This window comes from Comamonas terrigena NBRC 13299 (assembly GCF_006740045.1).
Lineage (GTDB): Bacteria > Pseudomonadota > Gammaproteobacteria > Burkholderiales > Burkholderiaceae_C > Comamonas > Comamonas terrigena.
Genome location: NZ_AP019749.1, coordinates 1,986,751 through 2,003,033 on the forward strand (window position 1 = coordinate 1,986,751; position 16,283 = coordinate 2,003,033).

General features: G+C 65.3%; 11 protein-coding genes. 6 read left to right on the forward strand and 5 right to left on the reverse strand.

Annotated features, from left to right (window positions below; all coding sequences use genetic code 11):
* Window positions 1-9 precede the first annotated feature (9 nt).
* Entirely contained in the window at window positions 10-1,683 is a 1,674-nt protein-coding gene (locus tag CT3_RS09095) for a PepSY-associated TM helix domain-containing protein (RefSeq protein ID WP_066536026.1), read from the forward strand.
* Entirely contained in the window at window positions 1,676-2,005 is a 330-nt protein-coding gene (locus CT3_RS09100) for a DUF3325 domain-containing protein (protein WP_066534668.1), read from the forward strand. Before CT3_RS09095 ends, CT3_RS09100 begins: the two co-directional genes overlap by 8 nt.
* A gap of 207 nt (window positions 2,006-2,212) precedes the next feature.
* Here the strand turns inward: CT3_RS09100 and CT3_RS09105 are convergent, their stop codons facing one another.
* Window positions 2,213-2,659 carry a winged helix-turn-helix transcriptional regulator gene (locus tag CT3_RS09105; RefSeq protein WP_066534665.1) on the reverse strand — a complete coding sequence of 149 codons (447 nt, stop codon included), beginning with the start codon at window positions 2,657-2,659 and terminating at the stop codon, window positions 2,213-2,215.
* Window positions 2,660-2,770: 111 nt separating this feature from the next.
* Between CT3_RS09105 and CT3_RS09110 the strand changes: the two genes are divergently transcribed.
* A complete protein-coding gene (locus tag CT3_RS09110) occupies window positions 2,771-4,009 on the forward strand; it encodes an MFS transporter (RefSeq protein WP_066534663.1) in 1,239 nt (412 codons plus the stop codon).
* A 44-nt stretch (window positions 4,010-4,053) separates the two neighbouring features.
* Entirely contained in the window at window positions 4,054-5,412 is a 1,359-nt protein-coding gene (locus CT3_RS09115) for a pyridoxal phosphate-dependent decarboxylase family protein (protein ID WP_066534656.1), read from the forward strand.
* An 85-nt stretch (window positions 5,413-5,497) separates the two neighbouring features.
* Here the strand turns inward: CT3_RS09115 and CT3_RS09120 are convergent, their stop codons facing one another.
* Together CT3_RS09120 and map are read right to left on the reverse strand one after the other, a co-directional pair.
* Window positions 5,498-8,113 carry a [protein-PII] uridylyltransferase gene (locus CT3_RS09120; RefSeq protein WP_066536017.1) on the reverse strand — a complete coding sequence of 872 codons (2,616 nt, stop codon included), beginning with the start codon at window positions 8,111-8,113 and terminating at the stop codon, window positions 5,498-5,500.
* A gap of 207 nt (window positions 8,114-8,320) precedes the next feature.
* Window positions 8,321-9,133 (reverse strand): type I methionyl aminopeptidase, encoded by an 813-nt coding sequence (map, locus tag CT3_RS09125; protein WP_066534651.1) that lies wholly within the window; start codon window positions 9,131-9,133, stop codon window positions 8,321-8,323.
* 178 nt (window positions 9,134-9,311) lie between these two features.
* On the opposite strand from map, the gene purL reads away from it, so the two are divergent.
* Entirely contained in the window at window positions 9,312-13,322 is a 4,011-nt protein-coding gene (purL, locus tag CT3_RS09130) for a phosphoribosylformylglycinamidine synthase (protein WP_066534649.1), read from the forward strand.
* A 128-nt stretch (window positions 13,323-13,450) separates the two neighbouring features.
* On the opposite strand, the gene CT3_RS09135 is transcribed toward purL, so the two are convergent.
* Together CT3_RS09135 and CT3_RS09140 are read right to left on the reverse strand one after the other, a co-directional pair.
* Window positions 13,451-14,236 (reverse strand): class I SAM-dependent methyltransferase, encoded by a 786-nt coding sequence (locus CT3_RS09135; protein WP_066534646.1) that lies wholly within the window; start codon window positions 14,234-14,236, stop codon window positions 13,451-13,453.
* 521 nt (window positions 14,237-14,757) lie between these two features.
* A complete protein-coding gene (locus CT3_RS09140; protein WP_066534643.1) occupies window positions 14,758-14,967 on the reverse strand; it encodes a hypothetical protein in 210 nt (69 codons plus the stop codon).
* Between the two features lie 143 nt (window positions 14,968-15,110).
* On the opposite strand from CT3_RS09140, the gene CT3_RS09145 reads away from it, so the two are divergent.
* Window positions 15,111-16,124 carry a DUF808 domain-containing protein gene (locus tag CT3_RS09145; protein ID WP_066534640.1) on the forward strand — a complete coding sequence of 338 codons (1,014 nt, stop codon included), beginning with the start codon at window positions 15,111-15,113 and terminating at the stop codon, window positions 16,122-16,124.
* Window positions 16,125-16,283: the final 159 nt, after the last annotated feature.

Consider the following 16,283-nt stretch of genomic DNA (forward strand, 5'->3'; position numbering starts at 1 on the left):
GTGGAGCTGATGTTTCAAAGTTTTCGCCATGCCATGACCTGGCTGCACACATGGTTTGGTCTGGCCCTCGGATTTGTGCTGATGGCGTGTTTCTTTTTCGGATCGCTGTCGGTGTTCGACCGGGAAATTGACCGCTGGGCCATTCCGGCCTCGCGTTTCGCACCGCAGCCCATGCCGTCTTTTGACAAGGTGCTGCGACCGGTATTCGAGGATATGAAGCCCAGCCAGCAAAGCATCGAGTTCATGCGGGACAAGGTGAACGGGCCCATGCCCGAGCGTTTCGATACCGTGCGCAACTGGGGGGCTTACACCACGCACCGGGACCCGATGCTGAGCCTGTTTGCGGGCTATGTGGTGCCCAATGCCAAGAATCCCGATGACGGGGTCCGGGGCAACCGCACCATCGACCCACGCAGCGGCGGGGCTTTGCCGGATGACCAGCTCAAGGTCGGCAGCGGTTTCCTCTATCCCTTGCACTATAGCCTGACCTTCTACTGGAAGGGGCTGGGTTTCTGGATTGTCGGATTCGCGGCCCTGATGATGCTGGTGGCACTGGTGACCGGCGTGGTCATGCACCGCAAGTTCTTCCGAGAGTTCTTCACTTTCCGCCCCAAGAAGGCGGTGCAGCGCAGCGTGCTGGACCTGCACAACATGATGGGCGTGCTGGCGCTGCCGTTTCACTTCTTCTTCGCCTTCACCGGGCTGGTGATCTTCGCAGGGATCTATTTCCCGGTGTCGCATACCCAACTGGAGCCGCTGCATGAGTTGCACGAGCAGCATGAGGCGCAGACCACAGGGCTGCCGCATGACCGTGCCGGCGTGGCGGCGCCGCTGGCGTCGGTGGATGACATGGTGCGTGAAGCCCAGCGGCGGTGGGCCGCCAAGGGCATGGCCGGCGAGGTGGGGCTGCTCTCGCTGCGCCACGTGGGGGATGCCAATGGCTATGTCAGCGTCTTCCGTGCCGGAACGGACCGCATTGCGCTGGTGGGCGACGGCATCCATTTCAAGGCCAGCACCGGGGAGGTGCTGCGTGAAGACCCGCCCCGTACCGCGGTGGACAGCCTCAACACCTTTCTGACGGGGCTGCACCTGCAGCACTTCCGCCACTGGCTGCTTCGCTGTCTGTACGTGCTGGGTGGGCTGATGGGCTGCGTCTGCATTGCCACGGGTTTCATTTTCTTTGTCGAAAAGCGCAAGAAGCAGCATGCCAAGCAAGGTCGGCAGGGCAGCCGCATTGTGGATGCCCTGGCGGTGACCACCGTCACGGGCATGCTGATTGCCACCTGCACCATCCTGATTGCCAACCGCCTGCTGCCCGCGTCACTGCCCAGCGGATGGCCGCCCCGAGGCGATCTGGAACAATACCTGTTCTGGGCCGGATGGGTGGCAGCGATGGCGCACGCCTTCTGGCGCAGCGCACCCGTTGCCAGCGGACAGCCGAACCCTGCCTGGCGTGAGCAATGCTGGGCCGTTGCCGCCATGGCGGCAACGGCCGTGGGACTTAACTGGATCACGACGGGAGACCACCTGTTGAAGACCGTGGGCGAAGCCTACTGGCCGGTGGCGGGCGTGGACCTGAGCCTGCTGGTCTGCGCGGCCTTGGCCGTGGTGGCTGCCCGCAAGCTGGCGCTGCGTGCAGCGGCCGTGGGTTCGGTGAACCGTCTGGAGGCCGCCCATGCTTGAAGGGCCGACGGCTGCGCTGTTTTTGCTGGCAGCCTGCCTGGCCTGCTGGGCGGGCATGGGCTGGTTGGCCCTGGCGATGGACGGGCATTGGGAGCAGGTTTTCCAGGCAGAGCAGCCACAGAGCGTGGTGTGGCGGCTGCGGGCACAGGGCGCGGCTGGGCTGGCGCTGGGCTTGGTGCTGTGCCTGCAGGCCGACCATGCATCGATGGCCGCATTGGTGTGGGTGATGATGCTGGCCGCTGCTGCCTTGTCTGTGGCCATGACGCTGTCATGGCGTCCGGGCTGGCTGGCATGGCTGGCCTGGGGGGCGCGCAGAGCCTAGAGGCTGCAAGCGGCTGGATCGGCCGCAGGCCCGCATGCGGGCGATTCCGGGTGTGAGAAGGGATGGTTCTCCCATCCAGCCAGGCATTGCTGCGGCCTGGCGAGGTAGCCAGCAATGGAAAGGCCGGTGGTGCGCGCCATCCGTGCCGTTAGCAGCCATGCGCGCTTTGCTCCGATGTGATCAGGGCATTCACCCCTGCGCATGGCCTCAGCTCACTTTGCGCACCTCGGTGGCGGCAGGTTGCAGCACCGTGCCATCTGGGGCGTGCGGTGCCATGGGGGGCACCGGCTGGCCCGTGCGCTTGTCGATCAGCACCGAATGGCGTTCGCTGGGCGCAAACAGGTGCTGTTCGCCCCATTGGCGCAGCGCCACCACCACGGGGAACAGGTTTTCGCCCTGCGGTGTCAGCACGTATTCCTGGTAGGCCGAGCCATCCGAGGCGTCCTGCATGGCCAGGATGCCGGCATCGACCAGCTTGCGCAGCCGGTCGGACAGGATGTTTTTGGCCATGCCCAGGCTGCGCTGGAAGTCGCTGAAGCGGCGCATGCCGTCGAAGGCATCGCGCACGATGAGCAGGGACCAGCGATCCCCGATCAGGTCAACGGAGCGCGCAACGGGACAAGGTTGCTCGTTCAAAAATTTACGGGCTGGCATGGGGTCTACGGCAGGGTGGGCGGCAGCGGGTTGTTTGGTTGCATTTTAAAACTACATGTCTTAGCATCGTTCTGGTTTTGTTTTAAAACTAGTTTGAGTGAGCTTGGAACCATGAAAGCCTGCACCGCACCACCATCACCCCCGCCGTTGCCGCAGCGCTGTGCACCGGCGCAGTCTGTAGACATGCCCCGCAGCCTGGTCTGGCTGTTCGCCGTGGCCAGCGGCCTGAGCGTGGCCAATGTCTATTACGCGCAGCCCTTGCTGGACGCGTTGGCGCAGGACTTTGGCATCAGCCATGCGGCGGTGGGCGGTGTGGTCACGGCCACACAAGCCGGATGTGCGATGGCGTTGCTGCTGCTGGTGCCCCTGGGCGACCGGGTGGAACGCCGCCGCCTGATGGCCCTGCAGTTGCTGGCACTGGCCGCGGCGTTGGTGGCCGTGGCCATGGCCCAGTCGGTTCCCGCATTGCTGGCGGGCGTGCTGGCCGTAGGTTTGCTGGGGACGGCAATGACGCAGGGGTTGATCGCTTATGCCGCCAGCGCGGCAGCGCCCCAGGTGCAGGGGCGTGTGGTCGGCGCGGCACAGGGCGGGGTGTTCATCGGTCTGCTGCTGGCCCGGGTGTTTGCCGGGGGCATCAGCGATGTGGCGGGTTGGCGCGGCGTGTATCTGTGTGCTGCGGTGCTGATGCTGCTCGTTGCCTTGCCGCTCTGGAGACGGCTGCCTGTGTTGCCCGCATCGCCCGATGCGATGGGCTACTGGCGCCTGATTGTGTCCATGCTGACGCTGCTGCGGGAAGAGAAGGTGCTGCAGGTGCGCGGGGTACTGGCGCTGCTGATGTTTGCGGCCTTCAACATCTTCTGGAGTGCGCTGGTGTTCCCGTTGAGTGCGCCGCCCCATGGCTTCTCCCACACCGCCATCGGCGCGTTGGGCCTGGTCGGTGCGGTGGGGGCGCTGGCCGCTGCGCGCGCCGGGCAATGGGCGGACCACGGCCATGCGCAGCGCACCAGTGCGGCAGCGCTGGTGCTGTTGCTGCTGGCCTGGTGGCCGCTGTCGTTGATGGAGCGCTCGCTGGGCGCGTTGGTGGTGGGCATCGTGCTGCTCGATATGGGAGGGCAGGCACTGCACGTGACCAACCAGAGCATGATTTTCCGCACCCGGCCCGAGGCCCACAGCCGGCTGGTCGGCCTCTACATGCTGTTCTATGCGATTGGCAGCGGACTGGGGGCGATTGGCACGACGGCGATCTATGCCCGCGCGGGCTGGCAGGGCGTGTGTCTGCTTGGCGCTGCGGTCAGTGTGCTGGCACTGCTGTTCTGGTGGGGGACGCGGCCGACCACGAAGCAGGCATGAAGCAGGCATGAAACAGGCATGAAACAGGAAAGGGAGATGCTCCAATGAACGAACTGGAACTTTTGGCCCATGCCGATGTGCGCGGGCGCCGCTACACCGAAGCCAACGGCCAGCGCCGCGTGTTTCCGTTGGAGGAAGCGATTGCCGCATTGGCGGCCTTCGATGAGTCGCTGCCCGCCCTGGGTTTGCCGGCGGAGGCCACGCTGGCGCTGCTGGACGATGTGGGGTCCCCTGCAACCACGGCATCCAATGGGCCACGCTATTTCGGGTTTGTGATCGGCGCGGCATTGCCGGTCGCCGCGGCGGCGGAACGCTTGATGCTGGCGTGGGACCAGTGTGCCTCGACCTTCGACAATTCCCCGGTATCGGCCACGGTGGAGCGTGTGGCCGCCCGCTGGGTGCTGGACGCCCTGGATCTGCCGCGGGACAGCGCCGTCGGCTTTGGCACCAGCGCCACTGCCTGTACCTTGACCGCTCTGGCTGCAGCGCGGCGCGAGCTGCTGGCACGGCAGGGCTGGGATTTCGACGGCCAAGGGCTGCATGGTGCGCCGGAGATACGGGTGGTGGTGTCCGCGCTGGTGCACACCACGGTCAAGAAGGCATTGCGCGTGCTGGGCTTCGGGCTGAACCAGATCGTTCATGCGCCGGTCGATGGCCAGGGGCGGGTGGACGTGACGCAACTGCCGGCTCTGGATGCACGCACCATCCTCTGCCTGCAGGCCGGCGAGGTGAATACCGGCGCCTTTGATCCCTTTGCGCAGATCCTGCCGCATGCCAGAGCGGCCGGGGCATGGGTGCATGTGGATGGCGCTTTCGGCCTGTGGGCCCGGGCTTCCTCGCTGGCCCACCTGACCCAGGGCATCGAGCTGGCCGACAGCTGGACGACCGATGCGCACAAATGGCTCAACACCCCTTACGACTGCGCCATGGCCATTTGCCGTGATGCGCGGGTGCTGGCCGAGGCCATGAACAGTGATGCGGCCTATTCCAGCGCCAGCCTGGATGCCCAGAAGAATCTGACGCTGGAGTTTTCACGTCGGCCCCGCGGGATTCCGGTGTGGGCGGCATTGCGCAGTCTGGGCCGCCAGGGCATTGCCGAGCTGGTGGAGCGGCATTGTGCGCAGGCGCGCCGTATCGGGGAAGGTCTGGCGCAGGCCGGGTTCGAGGTGCTCAACACCGTGACGCTCAACCAGGTGCTGTTCCGCTGCGCCAGTGACGCACACACCCATGCGGTGCGCGTTGCAGTGCAGGCCTCTGGCGAGGCATGGTTCGGCGGCACCCTGTGGCAGGGACGGCCTGCCATGCGCATCAGCGTGTCGTCCTGGCGCACGCGGGACGAAGATGTGGAGGCGCTACTGGCCTTGCTGGAGATGGCGGGGCGGAAAAGCGCTGTGGGTCGGTGAGCGGCCATGGTGTGCCGCCCTGCCGGTCAGGTCCAGGCGCTCCGGCAGGAGCAGGCCGGAGCGGTGTGCTCCGGCTGTGCCTTTGTTACTCCGCCAGTGCGTTCACCAGATCGGTTTCCAGCTCCAGCTGGGCGGTGTTGTTGCCCAGTGTGGGGCCCTGGATCAGAAAGCTGTCCTCCACCCGTTCGCCCAAGGTGCTCACCTTGGCCAGCTGCACGCTAACTCTGTGTTCGGCCAGCACACGGGCCACGGTGTAGAGCAGACCGGCGCGGTCGCTGGCGGAGATTTCCAGCAGCCAGTGCTGTGATTTTTCGTCCGGCTGCAGCACCACGCGCGGCGGCATGGGGAAGCTGCGCACCCGGCGCGAGACGCGGCGGCGTGCCGGCGGGGGCAGGGGGCCTTCGGCCTCGATGGCATGGGGCAGACCTTCCTCGATCAGCGCGGTCAACTCGCGCCAGTGCACTTCCAGCGGCTCACTGGTGATGACCTGGAAGGTGTCCAGCGCGTAGCCGTTGCGTGCGGTGTGGATGCGTGCGTCCAGAATGGAGAAGCCCGAGCGGTCGAAGTAGCCGCAGATGCGGGCAAACAGGTCGCTGCGGTCGGGCGTGTAGACCATGACCTGCACGCCTTCGCCGGCCAGCGACTGGCGCGCCCGCACGATGGGGGTGGGCGTGCCCACATAGCGGCCCAGGTGGCGGGCGTGCCAGGCGATGTCGGCGGCCTCGTGGCGCATGAAGTAGCTCACGTCCAGCGTGTTCCACAGCAGCTTGTGCGATTCGTGTGGCTGTGCGCTGAGTGCCAGCTGCACCAGGGCTTCGCGCTTGCGCGCCTCGACCAGGGCCGCGGCGTCGGGCGCCCGGCCGCCCAGCATGCGCACGGTGGCGTGGTACAGGTCTTCCAGAAGCTTGCCCTTCCACGCGTTCCAGACCTTGGGGCTGGTGCCGCGGATATCGGCCACGGTCAGCAGGTACAGGGCGGTGAGGTGGCGTACCGAACCCACGCGGGCGGCAAAGGCGCGGATCACGTCGGGATCGGTGGTGTCCTGCTTTTGCGCCACCTGGCTCATGGTCAGGTGTTCGCGCACCAGGAATTCGACCATCTGCGCGTCGTCCGCGTCCACGCCATGCTGGCGGCAGAAACGCTTCACCTCGATGGCGCCGATCTGCGAATGGTCGCCGCCCCGGCCCTTGCCGATGTCGTGAAACAGGGCGGCGAGGTACAGCAGCCAGGGCTTGTCCCAGCCGCTGGCCAGCTGGGAGCAGAAGGGGTATTCGTGCACATGCTCGGCCATGAAGAAGCGCCGCATATTGCGCAGCACCATCAGCGTGTGCTGGTCCACCGTGTAGACGTGGAACAGGTCGTGCTGCATCTGGCCGACGATGCGGCGGAAGGCCCACAGGTAGCGCCCCAGCACCGAGGTCTGGTTCATCAGCCGCATGGCGTGGGTGATGCCGCTGGGTTGCTGCAGGATCTGCATGAAGGTGGCGCGGTTGACGGGATCGCGGCGGAAGGCGCCGTCCATCATGCCGCGCGCCGAGTACAGCGCGCGCAGCGTGCGCGCAGACAGGTCGCGCAGGCCGGGAGAGGTCTCGTAGGTCAGAAAGGTGGCCAGGATGGCCTGGGGATCGCGGCGGTACAGGTCGTCGCTGGCGACTTCGATCAGGCCGTCCTTGTCATAGAAGCGGTCGTCGATTCGCACCATGGCGCCCTGGCTGGCGGGGTACAGGCGCTCTTCGATGTTCAGCAGCAGGATCTGGCTGAGCTGGGTGACGGCCTTGGCCGCCCAGTAGTAGCGGCGCATCAGCCCTTCGCTGGCGCGCACCGGCATGCGCTGGCCGGTGCGCTGGTGGCTGTGAAAGCCCAGCTGTTCGGCCACGGTGGTCTGCAGGTCGAACAGCAGGCGGTCTTCATGCCGCCCGGTGGCCGCGTGCAGGCGGGCGCGGATGTGGCTGATCAGCGCTTCGTTGCGTTCCAGCTGCTGGGCTTCGAAATGCGTGGCAATGCCGCTTTGGGCCAGTTCCTTCCAGCTGCTGCCCAGGCCGGCGGCCTTGGCGACCCAGAGGATGGTGTGCAGATCGCGCAGGCCACCGGGCGATTCCTTGCAGTTGGGCTCCAGCGCGTAGGCGGTGTTCTCGAACTTGTTGTGGCGCTGGCGCATCTCCAGCATCTTGGCGGTGAAGAAGGCGCGTGGATTGAGCAGCGCACGAAAGCGCTGCTGCATCTGGGCGAACAGTGCCAGATCGCCGTCGATCAGGCGCGACTCCAGCAGCGCGGTCTGGATGGTGACGTCGGCTGCGGCTTCGTCCACGCATTCCTCCACGGTCCGCACACTGGAGCCGATTTCCAGCCCGGTGTCCCAGCAGGCTCCGATGAATTGCTCGAGCTGGGCCTTGAAAGGGCTGTCCTCGCCGGCGGGGTGTTCGGGCACCAGCACCAGCACGTCCACGTCGGAGGCGGGAAACAGCTGGGCACGGCCATAGCCGCCCACGGCGATCAGGGCCACGCAGTCCGGCAGGCCGGTCAATTGGCGCAGCGCCTGCAGGTGCTGGTCGGTGCGCTCGGACAGCTTGTGCAGCAGCGGCCGCACGCTGCGTTTGGCGGGGGCGGGCTGCTTGAACTGCTCCACCAGCGCGGCCTTGTCCTGGCGGTAGGCGTTGCGCAAAGCGGTCAGATCGGAGAGGGCGGGGGCGAGCGTGGTCATGTTGGCAATGCAAGCAAAAAACGTGCGCAAATGGTGCGGAACTGGGCAGGCGTGCACCGCACACGTGCACTGTAGCGGCTCTGCGGGGCGACGGGTCTTTGGCGCAGGCGCTGGCCGGTCTGGTGGCGCAAAAAAAGCCGCTGGACCCCCAAAGGGTGCAGCGGCGGGCGGGCAGCGCAGCAGGGGCCTGCGCGGAACCGTGCTGGATCAGGTGCGCAGCGCGGTGATGAAATCCGGCGGGGTGGGCGAGCCGTCCGACCAGGTCAGGATGTCGTAGCCGGTCTTGGTGACGGCCAGCATCAGTTCCCACTGGGCGGTCAGGCTGTGGTCCTTGGTGATCACGGTCCAGCCGTCGGGCATGGCCTTGATGTCCCTCTTGCCCAGGTTGAGCATGGGCTCGATGGTGAAGACCATGCCTTCTTCCAGCACCACACCGGTGCCGGGGCGGCCGTAGTGCAGCACCTGGGGCTCGTCGTGGAACACCTTGCCGATGCCGTGGCCGCAGTATTCACGCACCACCGACAGGTTGTGGCCTTCGGCGAAGGACTGGATGGCGTGGCCGATATCGCCCAGGGTGGCGCCGGCCTTGACCTGCTGGATGCCCTTCCACATGGCTTCAAACGTCAGCTGGCATAGGCGCTTGCCGGCAATCGTTCCGTCGCCCACGATGAACATGCGGCTGTTGTCGCCAAACCAGCCGTCGTCGGTGATGATGGTCACGTCCACATTGACGATGTCGCCCTTCTTGAGCGGCTTGTCGTTGGGGATGCCATGGCAGACCACGTGGTTGACCGAGGTGCAGACATAGGCCGGGTAGGGCGTCATGCCCGGCGGCTGGTAGCCCAGGCAGGCGGTCTTGGTGCCTTGCTGGGCCATGCGTTCGGCGCACAGATCGTCGATCTGCTGGGTGGTGATGCCGGGCTTGATGTGGGGGGTGATGTAGTCCAGCACATCCGAAGCAAAGCGGCCTGCGACGCGCATGCGCTCGATGTCTTCGGGGGTCTTCAGTGTGATGCTCATGCTGCCAATTATCCCATTGCGGGCTTGAACCTGCAGGGGCAAGGGGCGGGAGTGCTTCGGGTTAGTGCTAGGCACGGTAAAATCAGAGGCTCACCGATTCAGCGCTTTGGTCGGCCCCCTCGCAACAGGGGGCGGGCCAGGGTGCCCTTCACCAGCCTTCACATAAACAGGCCGCCACGTGACATTGCATCTGACACAGTTTGAGGGTGGAAACGCCCTGAGCTCGTTCCGCGCCCAACAGCTTCTGACCGACCTGGTCGCCATCCACCCCAAGATCACAGGCGTGTCCGCACGTTTTGTGCATTTGGTGGCTACCGAGGGGACGCCTGTGCCCGCATTGCAAGAGCGCCTGTCGGCGCTCTTGACATATGGCGAGCCCTTTGAAGGCAGCGCCGATGGCGTGCCCTTCATCGTCACTCCCCGCATGGGCACGATCTCGCCCTGGGCTTCCAAGGCCACCGACATTGCCCGCAACTGCGGCCTGGAAGTGTTCCGCGTGGAGCGCGCCACCGAATACCGCGTGACCTTGAAGTCGGGTCTGCTGGGCGGCACGCCCGAGCTGAGCGCCGAGCAGACGGCCCAGATCGCTGCGCTGCTGCACGACCGCATGACCGAGTCGGTGTTTGCCACGCGTGCCGAGGCCGAAAAGCTGTTCTCTGCCCTGCAGGCTGCTCCGATGGAGTTTGTCGATGTGCTGGGTGGCGGTCATGCCGCGCTGGAGACCGCCAACAAGCAGTGGGGCCTGGCCCTGGCCGATGACGAGATCGAGTACCTGGTCAACGCCTTCAACGGCCTGAAGCGCAACCCCACGGACGTGGAACTGATGATGTTCGCCCAGGCGAACTCCGAGCACTGCCGCCACAAGATCTTCAACGCCAACTTCACCATCGACGGTGTGGCGCAGGAGAAGTCGCTGTTCGGCATGATCCGCAACACCGAAGCCGTGTCGCCCCAGCACACGGTGGTGGCGTACTCGGACAACGCCTCCATCATGGAAGGCCACCAGGTCGAGCGCTTCATCGCCAAGTTCGATGCCGCTACCGGCACGGCACAGGCCCCCAGCTACCAGAAGCACAGTGCCACCAACCATGTGCTGATGAAGGTGGAAACGCACAACCACCCCACGGCCATTTCGCCCTTCCCCGGCGCATCGACCGGCAACGGCGGTGAAATCCGTGACGAAGGCGCGACCGGCCGTGGCTCCAAGCCCAAGGCCGGCCTGACCGGTTTCACGGTCTCCAAGCTGTGGGGCAGCGAAGTGGGCAAGCCCGAGCACATTGCCAGCCCGCTGCAGATCATGATCGAAGGCCCGCTGGGTGGCGCGGCTTTCAACAACGAATTCGGCCGCCCCAGCCTGACCGGGTACTTCCGTGAGTACGAGCAGCAGGTCGGCGATGTGACCCGTGGCTACCACAAGCCCATCATGATTGCCGGTGGTCTGGGTGTGATCGACGCCGAGCTGACCCAGAAGATTCTGTTCCCCGCCGGCACGCTGCTGATCCAGCTCGGCGGCCCCGGCATGCGCATCGGCATGGGCGGCGGTGCGGCCAGCTCCATGGCGTCGGGAACCAATGCCGCCGAGCTGGACTTCGATTCGGTGCAGCGCGGCAATCCCGAGATCGAGCGCCGTGCGCAGGAAGTCATCAACCACTGCTGGCAGCAGGGCGCGCAGAACCCCATCCTGGCCATCCACGACGTGGGTGCCGGTGGCCTGTCCAATGCCTTCCCCGAGCTGACCAATGACGCGGGCCGTGGCGCGCGCTTTGATCTGCGTGCGGTGAACCTGGAGGAATCCGGTCTGGCGCCCAAGGAAATATGGTCCAACGAATCGCAGGAGCGCTATGTGCTGGCGATTGCCCCCGAGTCGCTGGCCCAGTTCACCGCTTTCTGCGAACGCGAACGCTGCCCGTTTGCCGTCATTGGCACGGCCACCGAAGAGCGCGAGCTGGTGCTGGAAGACACGGCCGTCAAGTCGGGCGACCAGAAGTTCCCCGTGAACATGCCCATGAACGTGCTGCTGGGCAAACCGCCCAAGATGCACAAGGACGTGAAGACGGTGGAGCGCGAGCTGCCCGCCATCGACCTGACCGGCGTTCCGCTGGAAAAGGCCGTCATCGAAGTGCTGGCCCACCCGACGGTGGCATCCAAGCGTTTCCTGATCACCATCGGCGACCGCGCTGTGGGCGGCATGACCCACCGCGACCAGATGGTGGGCCCCTGGCAGGTGCCTGTGGCCGACGTGGCCGTGACGCTGGCGGACTTCCAGGGTTTCAAGGGCGAAGCCATGGCTATGGGCGAGCGCACCCCGCTGGCGGCCATCAATGCGCCCGCATCGGGCCGCATGGCCGTGGCCGAAGCCATCACCAACATGCTGGCGGCGCCGATCGAGCTGTCCAAGATCAAGATGTCGGCCAACTGGATGGCCGCCTGCGGCGAAGCCGGCGAGGATGCCGCCCTGTACGCCACGGTCAAGGCCGTGGGCATGGAACTGTGCCCGGCGCTGAACATTTCCATTCCCGTGGGCAAGGACAGCCTGTCCATGCGTACGCAGTGGAACGACAACGGCGTGACCAAGAAGGTTACTTCGCCTGTCAGCCTGATCATCACCGGCTTTGCATCGATCGACGATGTGCGCAGCACGCTGACTCCGCAGCTGGACGCCACCGAAGACGACACCACCCTGGTGCTGATCGATCTGTCGCGCGGCAAGATGCGCATGGGCGGCTCCATCCTGGGCCAGGTGCTGAACCAGTCCGGCAACGAAACGCCCGATCTGGACCAGCCCAAGGACCTGATCGGCATGGTCGATGCCGTGAACGCCCTGCGCGCCAAGGGCCAGATTCTGGCTTACCACGACAAGGGTGACGGCGGCCTGCTGGCGACCGTGGCCGAAATGGCCTTTGCCGGCCATGTGGGCGTGGCACTGAATGTGGACATGCTGATCACCGAAGGCGACGGCATCAGCGACAGCCGCATGGACAGCGGCGAAGGCAAGAACTGGGGCAACCAGGTGTCCGGCCGCCGCGAAGACCTGACGCTGCGCGCGCTGTTCAATGAAGAACTGGGTGCGGTGCTGCAGATCAAGACGGCAGACCGTGCCGAAGTGCTGCAAACCCTGCGCGAGCATGGCCTGGCCACCTGCAGCCACATCATCGGCAAGACCCGCCCTGTGTCGTCTGCCGTCGACATGGGCAAGGGCGAGCTGCAGGTCTGGCGCGATGCCAAGAAGGTGTTTGGCGCCACGCTGAGCGATCTGCACCAGGTCTGGGATGCCGTGAGCTGGAAGATTGCCCAGCAGCGCGACAACCCCGCCTGCGCCGACAGCGAACACGCTGCGGCGGGTGTACCTGCAGACCCCGGCATGCATGTGCACCTGACGTTCGATCCGCGGGCCAACGTGGCGGCGCCGTTCATCAACGTGGCGGCCAAGCCCCGCGTGGCAGTGCTGCGCGAGCAGGGCGTGAACTCCCATGTGGAAATGGCCTATGCCTTCACCGAAGCCGGTTTCGACGCGGTGGACGTGCACATGACGGACCTGCAGACCGGCCGTGCCCAGCTCAAGGACTTTGCGGGCGTGGTGGCCTGCGGCGGCTTCAGCTATGGCGACACCCTGGGTGCCGGCATTGGCTGGGCACGCTCCATCACCTTCAATGACCGCCTGTCGGCCGAGTTCCAGCAGTTCTTTGGCCGCACCGACACCTTTGGCCTGGGCGTGTGCAACGGCTGCCAGATGTTTGCCGAACTGGCCGACATCATTCCTGGCGCACAGGACTGGCCGCGTTTCACGCAGAACCTGAGCAACCGCTTTGAAGCGCGCCTGTCGATGGTCGAGGTGCTGGAGTCGCCCAGCCTGTTCCTGCAAGGGATGGCGGGTTCGCGCCTGCCGATCGCCGTGGCACACGGTGAGGGCTATGCCAACTTCAAGTTCCGCGGCAACCAAGCCCAGGTGCTGAAGGCCATGCGCTACGTGGACAACCACGGCCAGGCGACCGAACAGTACCCGTTCAACCCCAACGGCTCGGCCGGTGGTCTGACGGCAGTGACCACGGCCGATGGCCGCTTCACCGCCATGATGCCCCACCCCGAGCGCGTGTTCCGCAATGTGCAGATGAGCTGGACGTCGGGCGACAAGGCCGAATTCAGCCCCTGGATGCGTGTGTGGCGCAATGCGCGCAAATGGCTGGGCTGATCTGATCAGCGCCTGTCCATGAGAAAGCCCCGCAGTGTGAAAGCTGCGGGGCTTTTTTGTTGCCGCCAGCATGCGGCGAAGCATGCTGTGTTTGGGACGTGCAGTGTTAGTTGGATGAGCACGAGTGGCTATTGCATTGGGCGTGGTGGTTTGGCATACACCAGCAAACGCCCCTTGTAGCCTGCTTGCAGTTCGGTCTCCGTGCGGTCCAGCCGGGTTTCCGTCACGCCATAGCCGCGTTCGGCCATCTGGCGGCTGAAGGCGGCGCGGTTGCCACGGTCAGGGTCGATGATCCAGATCTGCGCGCTGGCGCTGGCATGCTCGCAGATGTAGTTGGGCAGGCGCGCAAACTGATCCCGTTCGTACAGTAGGTCGCTGCCGATGATGAGATCGAACACCCCACGCACTGGAAGATCTGCCACGGGTGCAACAAAGCCGCCCGGCAAGCTACCCGCCAAAGCGGTGGTCTGGGCAGCTGCATCGAAATGGGCGGTGGCTTCGGCTGCTGCGGCAATCGATTCCAGCGCCCCCCATTGGCCCGCGCGGTATTTCATGGGCGGCAGGTCGTTCAGGCGCAGGTTCTCTTTCAGAAAGTCGCCTGCCAGCGGGTGGCAATCGCTGGCCGTGATGTCCGCCCCCATACGGTGGCACACTAGGCTGGCCAGACCCAGTCCACAGCCCAGCTCCAGAATGCGCCGGCCTTGTATCACGGGCTGCTGTGCCATGTGGTTGGCCAGCTCGCTGCCGGAGGGCCATAGCAGACCGAACAGCGGCCAGATGGCATCCGAGATGCCCAGGCGCAGTGCGGCGCCGTCGGGGTCGAAGAATTGTTGCCGGTCCAGCAGGGAGCGAATTTGCATGTCCTGCGCGCCATCGATGCGAATGGACTCTTGTTTGGTCAGATACCCGGGCATGGGGTGCGGCGCGTCAAAACGGCAGCCGCTCAAGTGAAGGTGTCTGCAGTATGCGGTGTGAATGGCAAAACCGGACACCTGGCAGCGAATGTCCTTGGTGTGGGGAAAGCACGTTGCGGAACATGTCCCGAGTTCCACCACCGGCAGTCGCCTTGAAAAGACACGCCATGGCCGGGCTGGGCTTGCCCATGCTGTTCGGCGGTGTGGCGGACTTGGGGGACGATATTGCACGGATGACCAAAACGGAGGCTGGCAAAAGCACGTCCGTCCTGGACGATGCGGCCACTCAGACCCGGGTGGCCATGCCAAAGATGGCAGGATTGCCGGCAGGCGTGTATGGCGCAATGCGCGCAAGTGGCTGGGGTGATCCGGCATCCGGGATGCGTCGCAGGCAAAAGCCCCGCAGTGTGAAAGCTGCGGGGCTTTTCATCGGGGCACGGCGGGCTTTGTGCCAGCGGCCCTGCCCATGGCTGGCGGTCATGCGTCGCGCACGCGCAGTGCGGGACTGTGCCGGACCGGGTCTAGTCCGCCAGCACCACCCCGAGCTTGGCGAGTTTGGCTGCCAGCACATCACGGCGGCGGGCTGCTTTGGCCGCGGTTTCGCTGACGGTGGCGATGGTTCTGGGGCCTTTGGAGGCCGCGGCTTTCACCAGTTCCGCCTTTCGAGCGGCTTCGGCCGCGACTTTGCGGTAGCTGGCGATCAGTTCTGCGTGTGCAATGGGTTGGGTCACAGGATGTCTCGTTCAATGGGGCGCCCATTGTCACGGCAAAACGCTGCAAGCGTGCGGGGGCGGGTTGCCTGGCGGCGTTCAGCCGCCGCAGCAGCGCCGTTTGAAGGCATGATGGCGGATATCGAAACCAACGGGGGCGTGTGATGGCGGGTGCAGGTCTGTTGATGTTGCTGGACGATATCGCCACGCTGCTGGATGACGTGGCGCTGATGAGCAAGACGGCGGCGGGCAAGAGCACGGCCATCCTGGACGACGTGGCCACACAGAGCAAGGTGGCCATGCAGAAGACGGCCGGGGTGCTGGGCGACGATCTGGCGTTGAATGCCGAGCAGGTGACGGGCGTGCGTGCCAACCGCGAATTGCCGGTGGTCTGGGCCGTGGCCAAGGGTTCGCTGCTGAACAAGGCCATTCTGGTGCCTGCGGCACTGCTGATCAGCGCGTTTGTACCCTGGCTGATCACGCCGCTGCTGATGGTGGGCGGCGCCTTTCTGTGCTTCGAAGGTGTGGAGAAAGTGCTGCAGATGCTGCACAAGCGCCAGCAGCATGGTGTGCAGGAGGCGGTGCACGACGCCCAGGAGGCGGCTGAGAAGGGGGTAGCTCCGTCATCGGTGCATGCTGCCCGCGCAAAAGCCATGGATCCGGTGGCCTATGAAAAGGAAAAAGTCGCAGGCGCCGTGCGCACGGACTTCATTCTGTCTGCCGAAATCATGGCCATTGCGCTGGGCACGGTGTCGGCCAAGCCGCTGTGGGAACAGTTCACGGTGCTGGTGGCCGTGGCGCTGGCGATCACGGTGTTTGTCTACGGCATCGTGGCCTGTATTGTGCGGATGGACGATGTGGGCGAATGGCTGATGCGCAAGCCCGGTGCGGCTCTGCAAGGACTGGGCCGGGGGCTGATCGCTTCCACGCCCTGGCTGATGCGCGGCCTGTCCATTGTGGGCACGGTGGCCATGTTCCTGGTGGGCGGCAGTCTGCTGGTGCATGGCATGGCACCCATTGAGCACTGGCTGCACACCCATATCGAACCTTTGGGCGGCGCGGCGGCGGCCATCATCCCTTTGCTGGTGCATGTGGGGGTGGGGGCCGTGATCGGCGGCCTGGTGGTGGTGGTGGTGCACCTGTGGCACCGGCTGCGCGGTACGCAGCCTGCACACTGAACCCGGGCCTGTGGCGTGGCCCTGCTGTGGGAGGCTGGGGCCGCTTGGGTGTTGCACTGTCTTGGAGTGTTGCGGCTGTGCAACGCACTGTGCGGGTGCCGCACAGGGCTGGAAAAAGCTTGAGCTAGGGCAAATGCCAGTTGTCAGCACTTTGTTTCA

Excerpts from the sequence above, each read along its gene's own strand:
- CT3_RS09120 (WP_066536017.1), bottom strand. The coding sequence starts at position 8,113 with ATGACCACGCTCGCCCCCGCCCTCTCCGATCTGACCGCTTTGCGCAAC.
- CT3_RS09115 (WP_066534656.1), top strand. The coding sequence starts at position 4,054 with ATGAACGAACTGGAACTTTTGGCCCATGCCGATGTGCGCGGGCGCCGC.
- CT3_RS09145 (WP_066534640.1), top strand. The coding sequence starts at position 15,111 with ATGGCGGGTGCAGGTCTGTTGATGTTGCTGGACGATATCGCCACGCTG.
- CT3_RS09110 (WP_066534663.1), top strand. The coding sequence starts at position 2,771 with ATGAAAGCCTGCACCGCACCACCATCACCCCCGCCGTTGCCGCAGCGC.
- CT3_RS09135 (WP_066534646.1), bottom strand. The coding sequence starts at position 14,236 with ATGCCCGGGTATCTGACCAAACAAGAGTCCATTCGCATCGATGGCGCG.
- map (WP_066534651.1), bottom strand. The coding sequence starts at position 9,133 with ATGAGCATCACACTGAAGACCCCCGAAGACATCGAGCGCATGCGCGTC.
- CT3_RS09105 (WP_066534665.1), bottom strand. The coding sequence starts at position 2,659 with ATGCCAGCCCGTAAATTTTTGAACGAGCAACCTTGTCCCGTTGCGCGC.
- CT3_RS09100 (WP_066534668.1), top strand. The coding sequence starts at position 1,676 with ATGCTTGAAGGGCCGACGGCTGCGCTGTTTTTGCTGGCAGCCTGCCTG.
- CT3_RS09095 (WP_066536026.1), top strand. The coding sequence starts at position 10 with ATGTTTCAAAGTTTTCGCCATGCCATGACCTGGCTGCACACATGGTTT.